At 64.4% G+C, this 20,932-nt stretch carries 24 protein-coding genes; 9 read left to right on the forward strand and 15 right to left on the reverse strand.

What is annotated here, in order from left to right:
* Positions 1-143 precede the first annotated feature (143 nt).
* The gene (smc, locus tag BUC08_RS08625) at positions 144-3,599 is read left to right on the forward strand and encodes a chromosome segregation protein SMC (protein WP_037928032.1); all 3,456 of its coding nucleotides are present in this window, start codon (positions 144-146) and stop codon (positions 3,597-3,599) included.
* 48 nt (positions 3,600-3,647) lie between these two features.
* Here smc and BUC08_RS08630 read toward each other — a convergent pair whose 3' ends face one another.
* From BUC08_RS08630 to BUC08_RS08655, 6 genes are all read right to left on the reverse strand, one after another.
* A complete protein-coding gene (locus BUC08_RS08630; RefSeq protein ID WP_234973751.1) occupies positions 3,648-4,340 on the reverse strand; it encodes a DUF4336 domain-containing protein in 693 nt (230 codons plus the stop codon).
* A gap of 187 nt (positions 4,341-4,527) precedes the next feature.
* Positions 4,528-5,676 carry a PRC-barrel domain-containing protein gene (locus tag BUC08_RS08635; RefSeq protein WP_037928037.1) on the reverse strand — a complete coding sequence of 383 codons (1,149 nt, stop codon included), beginning with the start codon at positions 5,674-5,676 and terminating at the stop codon, positions 4,528-4,530.
* Positions 5,677-5,818: 142 nt separating this feature from the next.
* Entirely contained in the window at positions 5,819-6,208 is a 390-nt protein-coding gene (locus BUC08_RS08640) for a rhodanese-like domain-containing protein (RefSeq protein ID WP_037928040.1), read from the reverse strand.
* Between the two features lie 11 nt (positions 6,209-6,219).
* Positions 6,220-7,383 carry a lytic murein transglycosylase gene (locus BUC08_RS08645; RefSeq protein WP_037928042.1) on the reverse strand — a complete coding sequence of 388 codons (1,164 nt, stop codon included), beginning with the start codon at positions 7,381-7,383 and terminating at the stop codon, positions 6,220-6,222.
* Between the two features lie 12 nt (positions 7,384-7,395).
* Positions 7,396-8,304, reverse strand: coding sequence for an adenosylcobinamide-phosphate synthase CbiB (gene cbiB, locus BUC08_RS08650; RefSeq protein ID WP_037928043.1), 909 nt, complete (start codon positions 8,302-8,304; stop codon positions 7,396-7,398).
* Positions 8,304-9,233, reverse strand: coding sequence for a threonine-phosphate decarboxylase (locus tag BUC08_RS08655; protein ID WP_037928046.1), 930 nt, complete (start codon positions 9,231-9,233; stop codon positions 8,304-8,306). Before BUC08_RS08655 ends, cbiB begins: the two co-directional genes overlap by 1 nt.
* 185 nt (positions 9,234-9,418) lie before the next feature.
* On the opposite strand from BUC08_RS08655, the gene BUC08_RS08660 reads away from it, so the two are divergent.
* Complete coding sequence (locus BUC08_RS08660; protein ID WP_037928199.1) at positions 9,419-9,793, forward strand: response regulator; 375 nt, start codon at positions 9,419-9,421, stop codon at positions 9,791-9,793.
* 2 nt (positions 9,794-9,795) lie between these two features.
* On the opposite strand, the gene BUC08_RS08665 is transcribed toward BUC08_RS08660, so the two are convergent.
* Positions 9,796-10,770 (reverse strand): glutathione S-transferase family protein, encoded by a 975-nt coding sequence (locus tag BUC08_RS08665; protein ID WP_037928048.1) that lies wholly within the window; start codon positions 10,768-10,770, stop codon positions 9,796-9,798.
* Positions 10,771-10,966: 196 nt separating this feature from the next.
* Between BUC08_RS08665 and BUC08_RS08670 the strand changes: the two genes are divergently transcribed.
* Positions 10,967-11,332, forward strand: coding sequence for a hypothetical protein (locus BUC08_RS08670; protein ID WP_037928050.1), 366 nt, complete (start codon positions 10,967-10,969; stop codon positions 11,330-11,332).
* Between the two features lie 213 nt (positions 11,333-11,545).
* A complete protein-coding gene (locus BUC08_RS08675) occupies positions 11,546-12,874 on the forward strand; it encodes an MATE family efflux transporter (protein WP_037928052.1) in 1,329 nt (442 codons plus the stop codon).
* A 57-nt stretch (positions 12,875-12,931) separates the two neighbouring features.
* Here the strand turns inward: BUC08_RS08675 and BUC08_RS08680 are convergent, their stop codons facing one another.
* Complete coding sequence (locus BUC08_RS08680) at positions 12,932-14,101, reverse strand: MalY/PatB family protein (protein ID WP_037928054.1); 1,170 nt, start codon at positions 14,099-14,101, stop codon at positions 12,932-12,934.
* Positions 14,102-14,201: 100 nt separating this feature from the next.
* Between BUC08_RS08680 and def (BUC08_RS08685) the strand changes: the two genes are divergently transcribed.
* From def (BUC08_RS08685) to BUC08_RS08705, 5 genes are read left to right on the forward strand one after another with little or no spacing between them, the layout of a single operon-like run.
* A complete protein-coding gene (gene def, locus BUC08_RS08685) occupies positions 14,202-14,726 on the forward strand; it encodes a peptide deformylase (RefSeq protein ID WP_037928056.1) in 525 nt (174 codons plus the stop codon).
* Positions 14,723-15,226: a peptide deformylase gene (gene def / locus BUC08_RS08690; protein ID WP_037928058.1), complete on the forward strand. Its 504-nt coding sequence runs from the start codon at positions 14,723-14,725 to the stop codon at positions 15,224-15,226. The genes def (BUC08_RS08685) and def (BUC08_RS08690) overlap by 4 nt, the downstream gene beginning before the upstream one ends.
* Positions 15,223-15,717 carry a peptide deformylase gene (def, locus tag BUC08_RS08695; RefSeq protein WP_037928060.1) on the forward strand — a complete coding sequence of 165 codons (495 nt, stop codon included), beginning with the start codon at positions 15,223-15,225 and terminating at the stop codon, positions 15,715-15,717. Before def (BUC08_RS08690) ends, def (BUC08_RS08695) begins: the two co-directional genes overlap by 4 nt.
* Positions 15,718-15,744: 27 nt before the next feature.
* Positions 15,745-16,650, forward strand: coding sequence for a methionyl-tRNA formyltransferase (gene fmt, locus BUC08_RS08700; protein WP_037928063.1), 906 nt, complete (start codon positions 15,745-15,747; stop codon positions 16,648-16,650).
* Positions 16,651-16,659: 9 nt separating this feature from the next.
* A complete protein-coding gene (locus tag BUC08_RS08705; protein WP_037928065.1) occupies positions 16,660-16,896 on the forward strand; it encodes a hypothetical protein in 237 nt (78 codons plus the stop codon).
* 48 nt (positions 16,897-16,944) lie between these two features.
* Here the strand turns inward: BUC08_RS08705 and BUC08_RS08710 are convergent, their stop codons facing one another.
* The 7 genes from BUC08_RS08710 to ispH are packed head-to-tail and all read right to left on the reverse strand — an operon-like array spanning position 16,945 to position 20,817.
* Positions 16,945-17,568, reverse strand: a complete 624-nt coding sequence (locus tag BUC08_RS08710) for a trimeric intracellular cation channel family protein (protein WP_037928067.1) — start codon at positions 17,566-17,568, stop codon at positions 16,945-16,947.
* Entirely contained in the window at positions 17,565-17,954 is a 390-nt protein-coding gene (locus BUC08_RS08715) for an NUDIX hydrolase (RefSeq protein WP_037928069.1), read from the reverse strand. The genes BUC08_RS08710 and BUC08_RS08715 overlap by 4 nt, the downstream gene beginning before the upstream one ends.
* Positions 17,951-18,412: a ribonuclease HI gene (gene rnhA / locus BUC08_RS08720; protein WP_037928204.1), complete on the reverse strand. Its 462-nt coding sequence runs from the start codon at positions 18,410-18,412 to the stop codon at positions 17,951-17,953. Before rnhA ends, BUC08_RS08715 begins: the two co-directional genes overlap by 4 nt.
* Positions 18,405-18,980, reverse strand: coding sequence for a class I SAM-dependent methyltransferase (locus BUC08_RS08725; protein WP_037928071.1), 576 nt, complete (start codon positions 18,978-18,980; stop codon positions 18,405-18,407). Before BUC08_RS08725 ends, rnhA begins: the two co-directional genes overlap by 8 nt.
* Positions 18,977-19,429: a DUF3429 domain-containing protein gene (locus BUC08_RS08730; protein WP_037928074.1), complete on the reverse strand. Its 453-nt coding sequence runs from the start codon at positions 19,427-19,429 to the stop codon at positions 18,977-18,979. The genes BUC08_RS08725 and BUC08_RS08730 overlap by 4 nt, the downstream gene beginning before the upstream one ends.
* Before the next feature lie 28 nt (positions 19,430-19,457).
* Positions 19,458-19,853: a VOC family protein gene (locus tag BUC08_RS08735; RefSeq protein ID WP_037928077.1), complete on the reverse strand. Its 396-nt coding sequence runs from the start codon at positions 19,851-19,853 to the stop codon at positions 19,458-19,460.
* A gap of 10 nt (positions 19,854-19,863) precedes the next feature.
* The gene (gene ispH, locus BUC08_RS08740; protein ID WP_037928206.1) at positions 19,864-20,817 is read right to left on the reverse strand and encodes a 4-hydroxy-3-methylbut-2-enyl diphosphate reductase; all 954 of its coding nucleotides are present in this window, start codon (positions 20,815-20,817) and stop codon (positions 19,864-19,866) included.
* Positions 20,818-20,932 lie beyond the last annotated feature (115 nt).

Below are 20,932 nucleotides of genomic sequence, written 5' to 3' on the forward strand. Positions count from 1 at the left end.
TCAAACCCTATGATTTCGCCGCGAAACCGCAATATCTTGTGGATAACTACGCGGTTCACCGCCCTCCCTAGCGGTTGTCGTTGACAGCTTGGCGTGGCCTCCGCCATCCTTGTGCTCATTGGAATCGGACCAAAGGCAGGCATTTGCGCTTTACCAAGCTGAAACTCACGGGCTTCAAAAGCTTTGTGGACCCCACCGACCTGATCATCGCCGATGGTCTGACCGGCGTCGTGGGGCCGAACGGCTGTGGCAAGTCGAACCTGCTTGAGGCGCTGCGCTGGGTGATGGGGGAAAACCGTCCCACAGCGATGCGCGGCGGCGGAATGGAAGACGTGATTTTCGCGGGTGCCGCGACACGGCCCGCCCGCAACTTTGCCGAGGTCAGCCTGCACATCGACAACTCGGACCGGCTGGCGCCGGCAGGGTTCAACGACCACGATCATATCGACATCGTCCGCCGCATCACCCGCGACGTGGGCAGCGCTTATAAGGCGGGCGGCAAGGACGTGCGGGCCCGCGACGTGCAGATGCTGTTTGCCGATGCCTCGACCGGGGCGCATTCGCCCGCGCTGGTGCGGCAGGGGCAAATCTCGGAGCTGATCAACGCCAAACCCAAAAGCCGCCGCCGCATTCTGGAAGAGGCGGCGGGCATTTCTGGCCTGTACCAGCGCCGCCACGAGGCCGAGCTGAAGCTGAAGGGGGCCGAAGCCAACCTGACCCGCGTCGATGACGTGGTGGAACAGTTGGCGGCGCAACTGGCGCAACTGGCGCGGCAGGCGCGGCAAGCGGCGCGGTATCGCGAGATTGGCACGGAATTGCGCCGGACCGAGGGCATGTTGCTGTACCGCCGCTGGCGCGAGGCCGACGATGCGCGCGCCACTGCGGACGAGGCGTTGCGCGCCCGTGTGACGGCAGCGGCGCAGGCCGAGGCGCGGGTTCAGACCGCGATCAAGGCGCGGGCGGCTGCCGAGGACGGGCTGCCTGCCCTGCGCGAGGAAGAGGCAATTGCCGCCGCCTTGGTGCAACGCCTGATCGTGCAGCGCGACACGTTGACGGATCAGGAAGCGCAGGCGCTGCGCACGATTGAAACGCTGGTGGGCCGGATCGACCAGCTTGGCCGTGACATCGAACGCGAGGGCGGGTTGAACCGCGATGCGGGCGAGACCATCGAGCGGCTGGAATGGGAACAGACCGAGCTGCGCAAGGCCTCCGAGGGGCACGAGGACCGTCTGGAAGCGGCTGTTGACGCTGCGCACGAGGCCGCATCGGTCTTGCAGGACCGCGAGGCGGATCTGGGCACGCAGACCGAGGATGTTGCCCGTCTGTTGGCGCGCCATGGCTCGGCGCAGCGGCTGCTGGATGACAGCCGCAAGACCGAGGACCGATCGGAAAGCGAGGCAGCCAAGGCGCGCGATGCGGTTGCGGCCTCGCAGACGGCGCTGACCAAGGCGGGCAGCGATTTCGAGGCCGCCGAACAGGCGTCGCGCGTGGCCGAGGAAACCGCGCAGCGGGCCGATGCCGCCCTGACCGCCGCCGAGATTGCCCGGGCCGATGCGCAGACCCGCGAGGCCGATGCCCGCGCCGAACGCTCGGAGGCCGAGGGCGAGATGAACGCTCTGCGCGCCGAGGTGGGTGCCCTAGCGAAACTGGTCGAGCGGGACACGGCCGAGGGCGGGCAGATCCTGGACCGGTTGCAGGTTCAGAAGGGCTTTGAAAAGGCATTGGGGGCCGCGCTGGCCGACGATTTGCGCGCGCCTCAGGTTGATGGCGACGGCCCGTCTGGCTGGGCTGTGTTGCCTGCCTATGACAGCGATCAACCGCTGCCCGCAGGGGTTACGCCCATCACCCAGCACGTGTCGGTGCCCGAGGTTCTGACCCGTCGCATGTCGCAGATCGGGCTGTGTGACTCCGAGGATGCCGCGCGCTTGCAAGAGCAGTTGAAACCGGGTCAGCGGCTGGTGTCGCCCGAGGGGGATCTGTGGCGCTGGGACGGGTTCCGTGCCTGGGCCGAGGATGCGCCATCGGCAGCAGCGTTGCGGTTGCAACAGCTGAACCGGCTGGAGGAGTTGAAACAGGGTCTTGAGCACGCGAGCCAGCGGGCCGAAGGCGCGCGGTCGGCGCATGAGGCGCTGACGGCGCGGCTGTCCGAGTTGTCGAACGCCGACAAGGCCGCGCGCGAGGCGCGGCGCGAGGCGGATCGACTGGTGGCCGATGCGGGCCGTGCATTGAGCCGGGCCGAGGCCGACCGGAACCTGGCCGAGGGACGGCTGGAATCGTTGTCGATGGCGGTGAAACGCCACGAGGAAGAGGCGATGGCCGCCCGGTCCCGCGTGCAGGAGGCGCAACGGGCGCTGGATGAGCTGGATGACGTGGACGAGGCGCGCGCGGCTGTCGAAGACCTGCGCATGACGGTCGAGGCGGCGCGGATCACCATGATGTCGCGCCGGTCGGCGCAGGACGAATTGCGCCGCGAGGGCGAGGCCCGCACACGGCGGTCGCAAGAGGTGACCAAGGAGCTGTCCGGCTGGCGGCACCGGTTGGAAACGGCCGAGAAACGCAGCGCCGAACTGGTCGAGCGCAAGGCCCAATCCGAGGCCGAGTTGAAGGCGGCGCAGGCCGTGCCCACCGAGCTGGCCGCCAAACGCGCCGACCTGTCCGAGATGATGGCCGAGGCGGAGGACCGCAAGGCCGCCGCCACCGATGCGCTGAGCGTGGCCGAGGGCGTGCTGCGCGAGGCGACAGTGGCCGAGCGCGAGGCAGAGCGCGCCGCATCCGAAGCGCGCGAGGCGCGTGCGGCCAGCGAGGCCCGCGCCGAAGCCGCGCGCGAAACCGTGCAGGCCGCAGCCGAACGCATCGCCGAAGAGCAGCAGCAAACGCCGAACCAATTGCTGACCGCGCTGGATGTGGACCCCGGCCAGATGCCCCGGTCGGACGCATTGGAAGCGGACGTGAACCGTCTGAAACGCCAGCGCGAAGCCCTGGGCGCGGTGAACCTGCGCGCCGAGGAAGACGCGCGCGAGGTGCAGGAAGAGCATGACACGCTGGTCAGTGAAAAGGCCGATCTGGAAGAGGCGATCAAGACGTTGCGCTCGGGCATTGCCAGCCTGAACCGCGAGGGGCGTGAACGGTTGCTGACGGCGTTCGAGCAGGTGAACAGCAACTTTTCGTTGTTGTTCACGCATCTGTTCGGCGGCGGCGAGGCCAACCTGGTGATGGTGGAATCGGATGATCCGCTGGAGGCCGGTCTGGAGATCATGTGTCAGCCGCCGGGCAAGAAGCTGTCGACGCTGAGCCTGTTGTCGGGGGGCGAGCAGACGCTGACGGCGATGGCGCTGATCTTTGCGGTCTTCCTGGCGAACCCCGCTCCGATCTGTGTGCTGGACGAGGTCGACGCGCCGCTGGATGATGCCAACGTGACGCGGTTCTGTGACCTGCTGGACGAGATGTGCCGCCAGACCGACACGCGGTTCCTGATCATCACGCACCACGCGGTGACGATGGCGCGCATGGACCGGCTGTTCGGGGTGACTATGGGCGAACAGGGCGTCAGCCAGCTTGTCTCGGTCGATCTGAAAAAGGCGGCGAAGCTGGTGGCCTGAGGCCGGTTTGAGGTGCATCCGGCTGTGGCGCGGTGCCCGGTGGACCGGCTATCGCATCAGCCATCGGAACGCGTGCCGCAGCGCTTGCTGTCCACCCGAGCCAAGCGGGGCGCCATGCGCCATCACAAGGCGTTCGGCGGGCCATTCCAGGATGCGCCGCACCGCGTCACGGCTTGCGGTTTTGTCGGTGGTTGCCATGCGGAACTTGCGTGGCACGGAAGGGACGGGGGCCGTCATCAGGTCCAGTCGGGCCACCACCGCACGCCAGCCGCGATACCAGCCCTGCGGGATCTGCTGCACAAGGTCGGTCACCAGAACCGTGGCGGATGGCCGGTGAAAGAACACCACTTCGGTCGTGATCCGGTTGCCGGGCACGATGACCTGTTCAATCGTATTTGCCCAAGCGGGATCGGGCGGATCACCCAGCGTGGAATGGATCGATGTTCCGGCAATCTGTTCCTCCAGGCCGGGGGCCGCGTGAACCACCGCATCAGGATAGCCTGTCGCCCAGTCGGCAAGGTACGTGTGGTGCAGGCTGTTCGGGGCGATGATGTGACGAACCGGGCCAAGCGCATCGACCGCATGGCGCTGGTCCTGTGTCAGGGCCACCGGTGACCAAACCCAAAGCCCGCCCTCGTTCGGCAGCCGGATCACGGCCATGCGTGTCGGAAACCGGAAACCCGCCGCACCTGTGACGATGGGGCCGTCAGACAACCACAACTCTGCGCCGAACTGTTCCACGATTGCGCCGGTCCTTGTTTGGGCATCCGTAGCCCGAACCTATCCGGGGACCGACGGTTTGTCCAAACCCCTGAGCGGCATATCCGGGATGATCAGATCGAAACGCTGTGAGAGACACCCCAACCTGCGCGCACGAAAACGCCCGCCCCCGAAGGGACGGGCGAAAGGCTGCGCCAGAAAGGAAACCTTACTTGGTTTCTTTCATCGCTTTCAGACCTTCTTCGGTCAGGTCGACATAGACGCGCACTTCACCAGCTTCAGCGTCGCGCTGAATGTTCAGGCTTTCCATGTCCACGCGAACGTGGTCTTCACCAATGCCCAGGAAACCACCGATGTCCAGTTCCGCGCCGGTCAGCTGACCGTCGTTCGAGACGTAGAGCTCGCCCACTTCACCGATGTCTTTCATCTGTGCGTCGAACACAACGGCGCCAGTCAGATCTTCGGTGGTCAGCTCGGACAGTTCCACTTGCGACCAACCGTCAACGGTGACGGCGGGAGGTGCGGCGGAATAGACGCTCTGGTTGTCGTCAGCCATGGCGTTGTCCGCTGCGGCCGTGTCCATCGCCGGGTCGGCTGCGGGCTCGGTTGCTGCGGTGTCCGTATCGGTCATCGCCGGATCAGCCGCATTGTCGGCATCGGTGGCCGCGGTGTCCGTGTCAGTCATGGCCGGGTCTGTGGCCGTGCTGTCGGCGTCGGCCATCGCAGGGTCCGTGGCGGCGTTATCCGTGTCGGTCATGGCCGGATCAGCGGCCTCGGCCGTTTCGTTGGACATTGCGGGATCAGCCGATTTGTCCATGTCGGTTGCGGCCACGTCGGTCTCTGTTGCGGCCGGATCGGTCGCTACAGCGCCTGCGTCTGCGGCCTCAGCCTGGGAGTCTTCTGCCCAGGCGCCGATGGCGGTGGCATCATATTCCGGAGCGTTTTCCAGCGAGGCTTGCGTGCCGTTGAACACGACGTAGTAGTCATTGCCGTCGTTCATGCCGCTGACCAGTTGCAGTTGGTCCATGCTCAGCGCAACGCTGCGTTCGCCGATCCCCAGGAAGCCACCGATGTCCAGCAGGACAGCGTTCACTTCGCCGTCGGGGCTCATGACAAGGTCGTTCACTTCGCCGACACGTTCCCATTCGATGGCATCGGTGTCGATCTCGGTCCCGGATACGTCAGTCTCGGTAACGTAAACGGCTTTGCCCATCAGGTCCGAGGCGCGCACGGTCTGAGCACCGGCCACGGCTTCGGATGTTGGATCGACGAAGGGCGATTGTGTTTCTGCGGTTTGCGCATAGGCCGTTGTCGCCAGAAGTGCTGCGGCTGCGGTCGTAGCAAGAAAATGTTTCATGTGATCCTCCTGATCATGATGACTTGATGTCAGCAGAACACGGGTGGATCGTTGGTTGTTCCGGGTCTTTTTGACTAATTTCGGTTCCTTATGTCTGGTGACATATGGCAGATTTCCGCCGAGATGCGGGCGGAATCAGGATTCAATCCTTGGATTCAACAGGTCCGCCCATTTTCACCCATTCCGAGAAACCGTTCTTGAGGTGGGCTGCCTTGAATCCCATGTCATTTAACGTATCGACCGAAATCGCCGACCGCCAACCCGAAGCGCAGTGGAACACGAATTTGCGATCCTCGGCGAAGATATCCTTGAAGTAGGGGCTGTCGGGGTCGACCCAGAATTCCAGCATGCCGCGCGGGCAGTGAAAGCTGCCGGGGATAAAGCCGGTGCGCTCGCGTTCGCGCGGGTCGCGCAGGTCGACGATTTGCACGTTCGGGTCATCGACCATGGCAATCAGGTCGGCGGTTTCGATTTCCTCGATGCGGGCGCGGGCGTCGGCGACCATCTGGGCGCTGGATTTCTTGAGAGCCATGGCGGTGTCCTTTACAGTTGGTTCAGCAGCTCGGGCGTTGGCCATGCGTCGGCGGGCAGGCCCAGACGTTTCTGCTCGGCCTGTACGGCGGTGCGGGTGCCCGACCCCAGAATGCCGTCAATCTTGCCCACGTCATAGCCCTTGTCTGACAGACGCTGTTGCAACTGTTTCATCTGGTTGCTGTCCAGTCCGGCATCGGGGTTGCCCGCATCATAGACGGGTGCGCCGCCCAGCCGGGTGGCGAAATAAGCGGCTGTCAGCACGTAGGTAAACGACTGGTTCCATTCGAAATAGACGTTGAAGTTGGGATAGGCGAGGAAGGCCGGGCCCTTGTGGCCCTGCGGCAGGATCAGCGACGCAGGCAGGTCGGCCAGTGTGCCGTTGCGTGCCTCGACGCCAAGCGCCTGCCAGTCTGCCGTCGATTTCACCGTTTCCAGCCCGCTTTGCGACCAGTCCATAGAGGCCGGCACGCTGACCTCTTGCAGCCATGGCTGTCCGGCCTGCCAGCCCAGGTGTTGCAGCATCTTGCCGCCCGAGGTCAGCGCGTCGGGGGCGGATGTTTTCAGGCTGACATGGCCGTCGCCGTCGGCATCGACACCGTTTTCGATGATGTCCATGGGCAGCATCTGGACCATGCCGATCTCGCCGGCCCATGCGCCCGTGGTGGTGCGCGGGTCAAAGTCGTCGGCGGCGTGCAGTTGCATCGCGGCCAGCACCTGGGGGCGGAACAGGTCGGGGCGGCGGCAGTCGTGGGCCAGGGTGGCCAGCGCGTTGGCGGTGTTAAAGTCGCCCTGGAACGCGCCATAGTCCGTCTCGAACGCCCAGAAGGCCAAGAGCACGGTGCGGTCGACGCCATAGGTTGCTTCGATGTTGTCAAAGACGCTGTCGTATTGCTGGGCAAGTTGTTTTCCCTTGTCCAGCCGCTGCGATGAGATCAGGTGGCGCGAAAACTCGATGAACGGTTTCTGGAACACGCCCTGGGCCTGATCCGCTTTCAGCACCGCCGGGTCCTGGGTGACGCCGGACAGGAACGCATCGGCAGAGGCGGCGGGGATGCCCATGCTGACCGCTTCGGTTTTCAGCCCCGCCTTGAAGTCGGCGAAAGAGCCGCCGCATTGGGCAAAGGCGGTCACGGGCAATGTGAGGGCAAGGGCGAGAGAAGCAAAGCGCAGCATGTCGGGTCCAGTTCAGAACAACGAAAGAAGGACCGCAAGGCCCAGAAAAACTCCCCATGTCTTCCACAGTATCGCACAGGCGGCGTCAATGTCTGCCGCTGTCAGCGGCACACGTCCGCCTGCGTTGACCCATGCCAGCGGCTGAATCGTGCCGTCGTAGCTGCGCGGACCTGCCAGCGCGATGTTCAGCGCGCGGGCCATGGCGGCCTCGGGCCAGCCTGCGTTGGGGCTGCGGTGGCGGCGGGCGTCGGCGGTGATGGCCTGCCACTGGTGCAAACCGCCGGACAGCGCCGCGATCATTAGGGCGGTCAGGCGGGCGGGTATCCAGTTCAGCACATCGTCCAGACGCGCGGCGGCCCAGCCGAAGTGCAGGTATTTGTCGGTGCGGTAGCCGATCATGCTGTCGGCAGTGTTCACCGCCTTGTAGATCACCAGCCCCGGCAGACCGCCGATCAGGAACCAGAAGGCCGGGGCGATGACCCCGTCGCTGAGGTTTTCGGCAGCACTTTCGATGGCGGCGCGGGCGGTGGCGCTGGTGTCCATGTCGCGGGTGTCGCGGCTGACGATCATTGCCACGTTGCGGCGTCCCTGTTGCAGCGACATGCGCAGGCCGTCAGCCACGGCGCCGACATGTTGCACCAGCGACCGCTGTGCCAGCAGGACCGCGGCGGCGATGGTGACGATGACGGGGCCGAACAGGGACAGGCCCGTACCGATGGCGCCGCCGCCCAGCACCAGCACAGCGACAGCAACGATGCCCCGCCCTTTGCGGTTGGAACCGGTGTTCAGTCGCTGGTCGAGCGCGCTGACCGCGCGCCCCATCAGCACCGCAGGATGCGGTAGACGCGCCCACAGCCACTTCGGTTCGCCCAGTGCGGCATCCAGAAGCAAGGCGCACAGCAGCAAGGGGGCCGTATCCATCAGGCGGCCTCGATCTGTGCCCAGCGGTCGGGGGCGGGCAGGCCAAGGCGCAGCCATGTGTTGGAATAGGGAAAGACGCGGCTCCAAATATGGGCGGCGGCCAGACGGTCGCGCCATGCGGTGGCATCGTCAACATCGTACAGGCGGAACAGGTCGGTGCCGCCCACCACGGTGGCCCCTTTGGCGGTCATGATGTCGTCCAGCCGCGTGGCGTCCTGCGCAAGACGCGTGCGGGTCTGAGTGGCCCAGTCCGGGTCTGACAGGGCCGCGGTGCCGGTGGCCAGCGCCACGCCGGACACGGGCCATGGCCCCAGCATGGCGCGAAGCGCGCCGATCAGAGCAGGATCGCCAATGGCAAAGCCCAGACGCAGGCCCGCCAGTCCCCAGAACTTGCCAAAACTTTTCAGGATCACGGTGCCGGGCCGGGCCGCTTGTGCGATCAGCGAAGCATTGGGCGTGACCTCGCAAAAGCTTTCGTCGATCACCTGCAGGTCGCCGGTCAGATCCTGCGCCGTCCACAACCGCCCGTCCGGGTTGTTGGGATTGACCAGCACCTGTGCGATACCGCTCAGCCCCACGTCCCAGCCATGGGCCTGAAAGGCCGCGGCGTGTTCATTATAGGTTGGCCCCGCGATGGCGACACTGGCCGGATGTGCCAGCCGTGGCATCTGTGCGATCAGGGCTGATGCGCCGGGGGCGGCCAGCACGTCGGCGGTGTCGGAGACGTTCCAGAACCGGCGCGCGGCAGCTTCCAGTTCAGCGGTGGCGGTGGCATCGGGCAGGGCGGTCCATGCGGTGACGGGCATGGCAGGCACCGGGTAGGGGACCGGGTTGATTCCCGTCGAAAGGTCCACCCAATCGTCGCGAACGCCGCCAAAGCGGGCCATTGCCTGATCCAGATCGCCGCCATGATCTCTTTTTTGTGCCACGCAGATGTCCTTTGCCGCGATTTTGTCGAATATTGCCCTATTCACACCGTGCGATTGGCGGAAACAAGCCGTTTTAGGCGCGTTTTCCGACTTGTTAGGAATTGAACGAAGCAATTAACCCTTTGTTAACACTTTGGGCAGACTGCTTGAGATAGGGCTGAGCGCAGACGAGGGCCATGAAGCTGATGAATGTGCTGATCGTAGAGAGTGAGCCTGCGCTGGCTGATCTCTGGCGCAAGCACCTGGAACGTTCCGGAATGGCGGTGCGGGTGGCGACCACGCAAGAGGACGCCATCCGGCAGATTGTCGAGGATGAACCGGGGATCATTATCCTGGACCTGGTGCAGGTCGAGGGCAGCGCGCTGGCCGTTTCGGACTTTGCCAGCTATCGTTGCCCCCAGGCGCAGGTCATCTTTGTCACCAACACATCGTTCTTTTCCGACGGGTCGATCTTTGCCCACGCCCAGAACGCCTGTGCCTTTGTGCAAAGCGGGACGCCGCCAGAAGACCTGGCGGCGATGGTCGAACATTATTGCCGGCGGCGCCCCAAGACTGCCTGACCTCAGCCGCGCCCGTGTGGCGCGTTGAAATCGGGGTCGGGGTTGATCGGGATGATCCGGTTCGGATTGATGTTGTCGTGGCTGTAGTAATAGTGATGCACGATGTGGTCGAAGTTGACCGTTTCAGCCACGCCATCCCATTGATACAGCTCGCGCGTATAGGCCCACAGGTTGGGATAGTCGGTAATCCGCGCGCGGTTGCACTTGAAGTGGGTGTGATAAACCTTGTCAAAGCGCACCAGCGTGGTGAACAGCCGCCAGTCGGCCTCGGTGATCTGGTCGCCCATCAGGTAGCGGTTCCGGCTCAGGCGGTCCTCAAGCCAGTCCAGCGTGTCGAACAGCGGGTGCACCGCCTCGTCATATGCCTTTTGCGAGGTGGCAAAGCCAGATTTGTAAACGCCGTTGTTCAGCGTGTCGTAGATGCGGTCGTTCACCGGTGCGATGGCGTCGCGCAGCTCTTGCGGCCAATAGTCGTCGGTGTTGCCCGTGATGTCGTTGAATGCGCTGTTGAGCATGCGAATGATCTCTGCGCTTTCGTTGTTCACGATGGTTTCGCGCTGTTTGTCCCAGAGGATCGGCACGGTCACACGCCCCGTGAAGGTCGGGTTGGCGCGGGTGTAAATGTCGCGGGCAAAGGGCAGGTCGAACAGCCTGTCGCCGGTGGCCCCGTCATAATCGGTGTCAAAGGTCCAGCCGTCGCCCAGCATTTCGGGGTGAACGACCGACAGGCCGATGTGATCTGTCAGCCCCTTGAGGCTGCGAAAGATCAATGCGCGGTGGGCCCAGGGGCAGGCGTAGGACACATAGAGATGGTAGCGCCCCGATTCGGCGGCAAACCCGTCTTCGCCGGAAGGGCCCGCTGATCCGTCCGCGGTGATCCAGTTGCGGAACTTCGACTCAGAGCGTTCGAACTTGCCGCCCGAAGAGTCCGTGTCATACCATTTGTCCTGCCATTTGCCGTCTACGAGCAATCCCATGCGTCATCTCCCTTTCTGCTTGGGACATACCTAGGGCGCAGGGGGGCAAAGGCACAGCGGTGCCACCGCGCAGGTCCCCTGCGCAGGTGCACATTTCTGCAACAGCCGCAGCGCAGCAATTTGGAATTCATCAGAAATTCACTTGAAGCGGGGTAAAGAAGCGCCAAGTTTCAATGCGACAGCACTGGGGACGATCATGACGACATTTCTGCCCAAAGAAGTACAAGCCGGTCTGGACAGCGCCCGTTTGAACGGACTGAAAAAGGCGTCGCGCCTGCGTGTGAACATCGACGGGGTGACGTATCCCGTGCTGCGCATGTGGAAAACCGGGTTTTCGGTGGAGGCGTCCACCGCGCCCTATCTGCGCGGCTATGTCGATCTGTACGATGGCGCCATTCACCTGTTTCAGTGCCTGATTGTTGCCTCGGACGAAGAGGCGGGCGAGATGAACTATGAGTTCAAGCGCGCGACTGCGGTTGCGGACAAACCTGCGCTGGACTTTGAAAAATCGCCGGACGCGCCTGTGGCCCTGCTGTCGGATCGGCCTGCCGCCGAGATGTAAATTGCGTCACGCTTGACGACCTTTCGGGCCGCGTGTAATCGCGTTGCATGGGCCCGACCCCTGCCGCTCGCATGGATGGTGAAGTTCGGGAACCGGCATCTGGTCCCTTTCTTGGTACACATGCGGTCCGACGGCAACGCGAGCCCCTTCCCGATACCGCATCTGAGACCGAAAGAGGCTTTGGATGTTTTATCTGTCCTTTGCGGGTGCGCCATGAGCGATGCGCCCGTTTTCAATATGTTTACCAGCGGCCCGTTGTTGCCGCTGTTTTTGCGCACTGCGGCACCCATCATTCTGGTGATGGGGGTCAACGGTGCCTTTGCTGTTGTCGATGCCTATTTCCTGGGTGTCTATGTGGGCGCGCGGGCGGTGATTGCCGTGACGCTGATGTTCCCGCTGTACATGATGCTGGTGGCGCTTTCGACGCTGGTGTCGAACGGGTTTTCCGCCCTGTACGCGCAGGCGCTGGGCGCGGGCGATGGTCCGCGGGCGCACGCGTTGCTGGGCAGTGCGCTGCAACTGGCGCTGGTGGTCAGTTTTGTTCTGATGGGACTGTTCGTGCTGTTTGGCGCGCCCATGGCGATACGTGTGGCGGCGGGGGATGTCGGATTGGCGGACACCGGGCATTTGTATCTGGCGATACTGGTATTCGGGTCGCCGCTGGGGTTCCTGGTGGCGATTGGCGTCGATGCGCTGCGGGCGCAGGGGCGCATGGGGCCGATGGCGGCGATCATGCTGATGGCGGCGGTGCTGAACATCGGCTTTGACGCGCTGCTGGTGGTGGGACTGGGCCAAGGGGTGGCGGGGTCGGCCATTGGCACGTTGCTCTCGCAGCTTTGCGCGGGGCTGGCGGTTATCGCGGTGCGGCGTGGGCAGCCGCGTCCTGTGGTGTGGCCCATGCGGCCCGCGCATTGGGGGCGGTTGCTGGCCTTGGGCGCGCCCTCAAGTCTTGGGTATGTCGGTCTGTCGTTGTCGGCGGCTGTGACCTTGGTTGCGATCCAGCTTTGGGGTGGGGCGCAGTTCAATGCGATTGCGGGGGCCTTTGGCATTATCTCGCGGTTGATGACCTTTGCGTTTCTGCCGCTGTTGGGATTGTCGATGGCGTTCCAGACGATCACGGCGAATGTTTACGGCGCAGGGCAGGACGCGCGGGTGCGGGCCGCCCTGCGCGTGGCGGTCGGCATTGGCCTGGCTTACGGGCTGTGCGTGCAGGTGGTGTACCTGCTGGGCGCGCCACGGTTGGGCGCGGTGTTTGTCGATGATCCGCAGATCGTGGCGCAGGTGGCGCGCATTCTGCCGATCACGACTGCAACGATGTTCATGTTCGGGCCGCTGATGATGGTGGCGACGCATTTCCAGGCCATCGGAGACGCGCCGCGTGCGGGACTGTTGGGCCTGTCGCGCACCTATCTGTTCGGGCTGCCGCTGACGCTGTTGTTGCCGCTGATCTGGGGCGAGGTCGGGATATGGCTGGCAGGTCCGGTGGCCGAGTGTCTGGTGCTGGGGCTGACGGTGTCGGTGCTGTGGCGCAGGCGCGGGTGAAACGAAAAAGGTCGGGCTGTTGCGGCCCGACCTGTCACGACGCCCCGGGTGCGCGGATTACTGCAAGTCGCCGAACGCTTTTGTCAGACGCGCGACTGCTTCTTCGACGCGGCTGCGCTGGGTGGCGATGTTAAAGCGCATGAACGTCTCGCCGCCCTTGCCGAAGGTCGGGCCGTAGTTGGCGGCAATCTGCGCGTCTTTTTCGATGCGGCGGGTGACTTCCTCGCGGCTCATGCCGGTGCCTGCGAAGTCGACCCAGCTGAGGTATGTCGCCTGCAACGGCATCGCTTTCAGCCCCGGGATCGCGTTGACGCCGGCGTCGAAAATCCGGGCGTTGCCCGCGATGTATTCCATCACGTCATCGACCCATTGCGCCCCTTCGGGCGAATAGGCCGCGGTTGCCATGAACAGGCCAAAAGCGTTGGGCGACAGCCCCAGCGCGCCCATGCGTTTGGCAAATTTCGCGCGCAGGGTCTCGTCCTGAATGATGACGTTGCCCACGTGGGCGCCCGCGATGGAGAAGGTTTTGGTCGTGGCCGACATCATCACCAGACGGTCGGTGACGCCTTCGATCTTGGCCATCGGGATGTGGGTGTTGCCGGGCATCACCAGATCGTGGTGAATTTCGTCCGAAACGATGATCAGGTCGTGCCGCTTGGCAAAGGCTGCGACGCCTTCCAGCTCGGCTTTGGTCCAAACGCGGCCACCGGGGTTGTGCGGGCTGCACAGGATCAGCAGTTTTTCGCTGCCGTCCATCTGCGCGTCCCATGCGTCGAAATCCAGTTCGTACCGCCCGTCGTTCAGGGCCATCTGGCATTCAACCACGCGCCGGTCGGCGGCATTGATGACGCGGGCAAAGGCATGGTAGATCGGCGTGAACATCACCACACCATCGCCGGGCTGGGTATAGGCGTCGACGCACATGGCGGCACCGTTCACCAACCCGTGGGTGGTAAAGATCCACTCGGGCTGGATGTCCCAGCCGTGGCGTTCTTTCATCCACCACTGGATTGCCGCGTGGTATTCGCTGTCGTCCCCGAAATAGCCGAACATGCCGTGATCGACCCGCGCCTGTAGCGCATCGAGAACACATTGGGGCGGTTTGAAATCCATGTCCGCCACCCACATCGCCAGCCCGTCGTCGGCAGAGACACCATAGAGCTTGTCCATCATGTCCCATTTTGCGCAATGGGTGCCGCGGCGGTCTACGATGTCGTCAAAGCTCATGTGGCTCTCTCCTGTGATTTGCGACCGTATTGCTAACGCGCTGACAGTCAGGCGCAAGGGGCCGTTGCACCGCCGCCCGTGTTGTCCTACATGACCTGCCATGAAACGCCCGATCCTGTTGCACCCCGACCCCCGGCTCAAGAAGCTGTGCACGCCCGTCACCGACATGACGGACGAATTGCGCAGCCTTGGCGATGATATGCTGGCCACTATGTACGATGCGCCGGGCATCGGACTCGCAGCACCCCAGGTGGGGGTGCTGGAGCGGTTGATCGTGCTGGATTGCGTCAAGGCCGAGGGTGAGGCGCCCCGTCCGTTGATCATGTTCAATCCCGAAATCATTGCGTCCTCGGAAGAGACGAACGTCTATGAAGAGGGCTGTCTGTCGATCCCCGAGCATTTCGCCGACGTGACTCGCCCCGCCGAGGTGCAGGTGCGCTGGATCGACCGGGACGGCAAGGAACACACGGAAGAAATGGGCGGGCTGTGGGCCACTTGCGTGCAGCACGAGATCGACCATTTGGACGGTAAGTTGTTCATCGACTATCTCAAGCCGCTGCGGCGGCAGATGATCACGCGCAAGATGACCAAGCTGAAGCGCGAACTGGCCCGCGAGAAATCATGAGCATCCGCCCGATCCTGACCTGGCCGGACGCGCGCCTGACCCAGCCTTGCGCTGAGGTGGGCGAGGTGACCGCGCAGGTTCAGATACTGGCGGCGGATATGCTGGAAACCATGTACGCGGCCCCCGGGCGCGGGCTGGCCGGGCCGCAGATTGGCGAGATGTTGCGGATTTTCGTGATGGACACCGCCTGGAAAGACGGCGCGCCCGATCCGTTGGTGTGTATCGACCCGCAGATTGATGTGCTGGACGACACCCCTGTGGAGAATGATGAAGGATGCCTGTCGATTCCCGGCGTGTCGGCCCGTGTGGCGCGCCCTGCGAGTGTACGGCTGCACTATACCGGTCTTGACGGCGCGCGGCATTCTCGTGACCTGACCGGATTTGACGCGGTGTGTGCGCAGCATGAGTATGACCATCTGGACGGGGTGCTGACCTTTGACCGTCTCGACGCGGATGCCCGCGCGGCCTTGCTGGCCGACTATGACGCGGCCGCCACATGACCCTGCGCCCGTTCGTGCCATGGCCTGACAAACGCCTGCGCACGGCGGCGGCGCCGGTGGACGAGATTACTGACGAGATCCACGCCTTGTGGGCCGACATGGTCGAGACGATGGACGCGATGCCCGGAGTCGGGCTGGCTGCGCCACAGATCGGGGTGATGCTGCAAGTGGCGGTGGTTGATGCCACGCCGGACCGCAGCCGCCGTATCCTTTTGGCGAATCCCACAGTTCTGATGGCCTCGGACGAGGTCGAGGCGGGGACCGAAGCCTCGCCCAACCTGCCCGGTGTGCACGCCGAGATCGTCCGCCCCAAGGCGGTGACCGTGCGGTTTCTGAACGCCCAGGGCGTGATAGACCGGCGTGATTTCGAAGGGCTTGAGGCGCGGTCGGCGCAGCATCAGATCGACCATCTGGCCGGGCGGATGTATTTCGACAATCTGGGCCGCGTGAAACGCGATATGCTGATCCGCAGGGCACGCAAATTGCGTTAGCGCCTGCCTGTCAGGAAAGGACACCCTATGCGCATCATCTTTATGGGCACGCCTGATTTCTCGGTGCCGGTGCTGGACGCGCTGGTTGACGCCGGTCACGAGATTGCCGCCGTCTATTGCCAGCCGCCGCGTCCTGCGGGGCGGGGCAAGAAGGACCGCCCGACGCCGGTTCACGCCCGCGTCGAGGCGCTGGGGTTGCAGGTGCGCCATCCGGTGTCGTTGAAATCCGCCGAGGCGCAGGCGGAGTTCGCGGCGTTGCAGGCGGATGTGGCGGTGGTCGTGGCCTATGGCCTGATCCTGCCGCAAGCGATCCTGGACGCGCCCGCGCGCGGGTGTCTGAACATTCACGCCAGCCTGTTGCCGCGCTGGCGGGGTGCGGCACCCATTCATCGCGCGATCATGGCGGGGGATGCGGAAACCGGCGTGTGCATCATGCAGATGGAGGCGGGGCTGGACACCGGTCCGGTGCTGCTGCGCGAGGCCACGCCGATTGGTGCGACCGAGACCACGGCGCAATTGCACGACCGGCTGAGCGCGCTGGGCGCTGCGGCGGTTGTTCGGGCGCTGGGCCAGCTGGATGAGCTGACGCCGCAGGTGCAGCCCGAGGACGGCGTTACCTATGCCCACAAGATCGACAAGGCCGAGGCGGCGCTGGACTGGTCACGCGATGCGGTCGAGGTGGACCGGCAAATTCGCGGGCTTTCGCCTTTTCCCGGCGCGTGGTTCGAGCGGGATGGCGTGCGGATCAAGGTGCTGGGCAGCCGTCTGGCCAAGGGGCAGGGGGCTGCGGGTGTGGTGCTGGATGATGCGCTGACCGTTGCCTGTGGCGTGGGCGCTGTGCAGCTGACCCGCTTGCAAAAGGCCGGGCGCGGGGCGCAGGATGCAACGGAATTCCTGCGCGGCACCGCCTTGCCCGCAGGCAGCCAGCTTTAGGAGCGCGCGATGTTTCCCGTGATGATCGGCACCGTGGTGATTGCGGGGATCGTTGGCTATGTCTCTGAACGCACGGGGTTTACCCGCAACGGCATCGCGCAAAGCATCATCATCTGCGTGGGTGGGGCGTTCTTGTTCTACTTTGTGCGGCTGATGTTCGGCTTCGGGTTTTCCAGTCCGGGGCTGAACGCCATCGCGGCCAGCATCGGGGCGTTGATCATTGTCCCGACGCATTGGCGCAGGTAGCAGGCCGGTCCTTTGGGGAAGGTTCTTGAACCAGAGATGTGACCGGGTTCAGGATTTTGGCGGGGTCGACCGGTAGGTGGGCAATTGCCAGCCAAAGGCCAGTGATCCGGCACGCAAGGCCCATGTGACGCCTGCGCCTGCGACAAGGGCGGGCAGGCCGGTGGCGATGTAGGTCGAGGTGAGCCACAGCGCCAGAGCGCCGCCAAAGGCCGCCGAGACGTAAAGTTCGCCCTGTTTCAGCACCACGGGCACGTCGCCCACCACCACATCGCGCATCAGGCCGCCCATGCAGCCGGTGATCATGCCCATCAGGATGATGATCGGGGCGGGTGCGCCAAGGTCCAGCGCCACGCCCGCGCCCGCAGGGACCGCGATGGCCAGTGCCAGACTATCCAGCCACACCAACGTGCGCAGGCGGCTTTCCAGCAGGTGTGCGGTGAAGAACACCACGATGGCCGCCCCACATGCGACGGCGATATAGGTGGGTTGCGCGATCCAGAAGACCGGATTGCGGTCCAGCAGAACGTCACGCAGGGTGCCGCCGCCCATGGCGGTCAGGCAGGCGATGAACAGGAACCCCACGGGGTCCATCTGGGCCCGGCTGGCAACCAGCGCGCCGGTCAGGGCAAAGATCATGACCGAGCCGAAATCGAGAAGCGCCAGCCAGCTCATAGCGCGGCCCTGATCCAGTCGATAGCGCGGTCGTGGGGCGCGGTCAGGCCGTCGGGCAATGTGTCGTCCAGCGCCAGCCAGCCAAAGCGTTGCAGGGTGCCGTCGGGGCCCGCGTTCTGCCATTGGGCGCGCACGGGCGGGACCGTGCGGCACAGGGCGAAATGCCAGCGTTCGCCCGCAACGATGTCGTCAGAGGTTCCAAGAAGCAGCGCGGCGCGTGTTTCCAGCCCGCCGATGGCATAAAGCGCCTGTGCGGCTGTGTTCTCGGGGCGGGCATTGGGGGCGATTTCGGCGTGAACCAATGCAATTTGCGGGTGGGTTGCGATAGCCAGACGGCGCGGTGCCCCATCCGGGTGCAGGGCGACGGGGCAGGCGACCAGCCTCATTTCGACTTGGTCTTGAAGGGGGCCATGCCCGCGCGCGCCAGCGCATCGGCGCGCTCGTTCTCGGGGTGGCCTGCGTGGCCCTTGACCCATTTCCAGGTCACGTCGTGGCGGGCCTGTGCCTGATCCAGACGCTGCCACAGTTCGGCATTGGCCACGGGTTTCTTTGCCGCGTTCTTCCAGCCGTTTTTCTTCCAGCCGAAGATCCACGCGGTGATGCCATTTTTGACATAGTTGCTGTCGGTCACCACGGTGATCTTGCTGGGCCGCTCAAGCGCTTCAAGCGCGTTGATCGCGGCCAGCAGTTCCATGCGGTTGTTGGTGGTGGCCGCCTCGCCGCCTTTCAGCTCGCGCTGTTTGACGACCGCGCCATTGTCCATTGCGAGCATCAGCGCGCCCCAGCCGCCCGGGCCGGGATTGCCGCTGCACGCGCCATCGGTATATGCAAATAAATCAGCCATGAGCGCGCAGACATAGCCAGTCAGCATAGGTGCCGTCCAGCCCCTTGTCGCGCCCATATGCGCGGGCATCGATGCTAAACCCCGCGTCGGTCAGTAGGCGGGCCAGTTCGGGTTCGGAATAATAGGTGTAGAGCCTGCCGATGCTGTCGCGGGCGGCGCCGGTGCCCAGTTTCATGCCGATGTGGAACAGGCCGCCCGGGCGCAAAGCCGCCTTGATCGCGGACAGGTGGCGCGGCATGTCGGCTCGCGGGGCGTGCAGCAGGCTGAAGTTGGCCCAGATGCCGTCGTAGGTGCCGCTGATGTCGTCAAAGGTGCCAAGTCGGGCGGTCACGCCGGGGTGGCGGGCGGCCATTGCCACCATTTCGGGCACGGCATCCATGGCCGTCACGTCGAAGCCTGCGCGTGCGATGCGTCCCGCAGCCCGTCCCGGCCCACAGCCCAGATCCAGCACGCGGCCCGTGCCAAGGGCGACCATGAAGTCGCTTAGCTGCGGGTCATCGTAATCAGTCATGATGGCATAATCGGCAGCCTTGGCCGCGTAGACATCCAGTGTGGCCTTGTCGCTCATGCAAATATTCCGATGGCCAGACAGATCAGCACGACAGCGGTCAGAAGCACCCTCAGGTGCATCCACCAGACCGGTGCGAGGCCCCAGCGCCAGAAGGCAAAGTCGAGCAGCAACAGGCCCGCAAAACCCACCATCAGGTTCAACCCCGCCGCCTCGGGTCCGTTGCCGGTCATGACAAAGGCCCAGAGGGCCGGGATCACAGACAGCGCATAGCCGGTGGCGGCCTGCGCCCCTTGGGTCTTGGTGGCGAAACCCCACAACACGCCGGACATGAACGACAGGATCACCGCGCCGTAAAACAGCTGCACGTAAGGGCCGACAAAGCGAGAGCCCAAGGTGCGGATGCACCAGTCGGCCAGATCGGGGCTGAGAACCGTGGCGGCGCCCCAGACAAAGGGCAGCAGGCCCAGAAGGCCCAGGACCAGAGGTGCGCGGGGGATCGTGTTCATGGTGGGCGTGTCCTGTCAGGTGGTCGTCTTAGTGGCCGTCCCAGACCAATTCCATGCGCAGGCCACCCGGTTCGGTGAACATCATGTGCTGGCGGGGGCCGTCGCCCATCTGTTCGGGCATGAACTCGACGTTCACACCCGGCCAGCCGGCGACCAGTTCGGCGGTGTCCTGCAGGTGTGTCTGATCCTGAACCGACAGCGCCAGATGATGCAGGCCGATCTGGGTGTGCCGGTCAAAGTCGCGGGCCTCTGCATCGGCCTGCCACAGGGTCAGGCGCAAGTTGCCATCGGTCACGGTTGTGCGCGGATAGGAAAAGTCCTGGGCGGTTTGCAGCCAGCCCAGGCATTTGACGAAAAAGCCGGTGGTGGTGTCCAGATCGCGTACGGTCAGGCCAAGATGGTTCAGGCCGGTGGTCTTTGTCATGGGAACCTCCTCAGGCGGTGGCGCGTAGCACGCGGGGCACTTTGAATTCGACGTGTTCCACGGCGGTTTCGACCAGTTCCGTGGTCACGTCGAAGCGGGCTTTGAGCGCGTCGATGACTTCGTTGATCAGCACCTCGGGGGCGGAGGCCCCAGCGGTCACGCCGATCGAGGTGATGCCTTCCAGGCTGCGCCAGTCGATGTCGGCGGCGCGCTGGACCAGTTGGGCATAGTCGCAGCCGGCACGTGCGCCCACCTCGACCAGACGGCGCGAGTTGGACGAGTTCGGCGCGCCCACCACCAGCATGGCGTCGCATTTGGGCGCGATGGCTTTCACCGCTTCCTGGCGGTTGGTGGTGGCGTAACAGATATCTTCCTTGTGCGGACCCACGATGCCCGGAAACCGTGCCTTGAGTGCGGCCACGATGTCGGCGGTGTCATCCACGCTCAGCGTTGTCTGGGTGACGTAGGCCAGTTGCGTGGGGTCGCGGACTTCGACCTGCGCGACGTCATCGGGCGTTTCGACCAACAACACTTCGCCTTCGGGCAATTGGCCCATGGTACCGATCGTTTCGGGGTGCCCGGCATGACCGATCATGATCATCTGCAGGCCAGCCTCGGAATGGCGCTGCGCCTCGATGTGGACCTTGCTGACCAGCGGGCAGGTGGCATCGACGTAGACCATTTGGCGACCCTCGGCGGCGGCGGGGATCGCCTTGGGCACGCCATGGGCGGAAAAGATCACGGGACGGTCGTCGGGGCATTCGTCCAGTTCCTCGACAAAAACCGCACCCTTGTCGCGCAGCCCGTCGACGACAAAGCGGTTGTGCACGATTTCGTGGCGCACATAGACCGGCGCGCCCCACTTCTCGAGGGCCATTTCGACAATCTTGATGGCGCGGTCCACGCCTGCGCAGAACCCGCGCGGGGCGGCAAGATACAGGGTCAGGGGCGGTTTGGACGGCATGACAGGCTCCGGGGTGGTGATATGTGACAGGTAGGTCGTCAGGCGGGCGGCGTAAACCCTGTGGGCCTCCACACATGGCGTTTCGGCCGATCAAATCTGTCTGAGTCCGGCAGAG

This window comes from Pseudosulfitobacter pseudonitzschiae, from assembly GCF_900129395.1.
Lineage (GTDB): Bacteria > Pseudomonadota > Alphaproteobacteria > Rhodobacterales > Rhodobacteraceae > Pseudosulfitobacter > Pseudosulfitobacter pseudonitzschiae.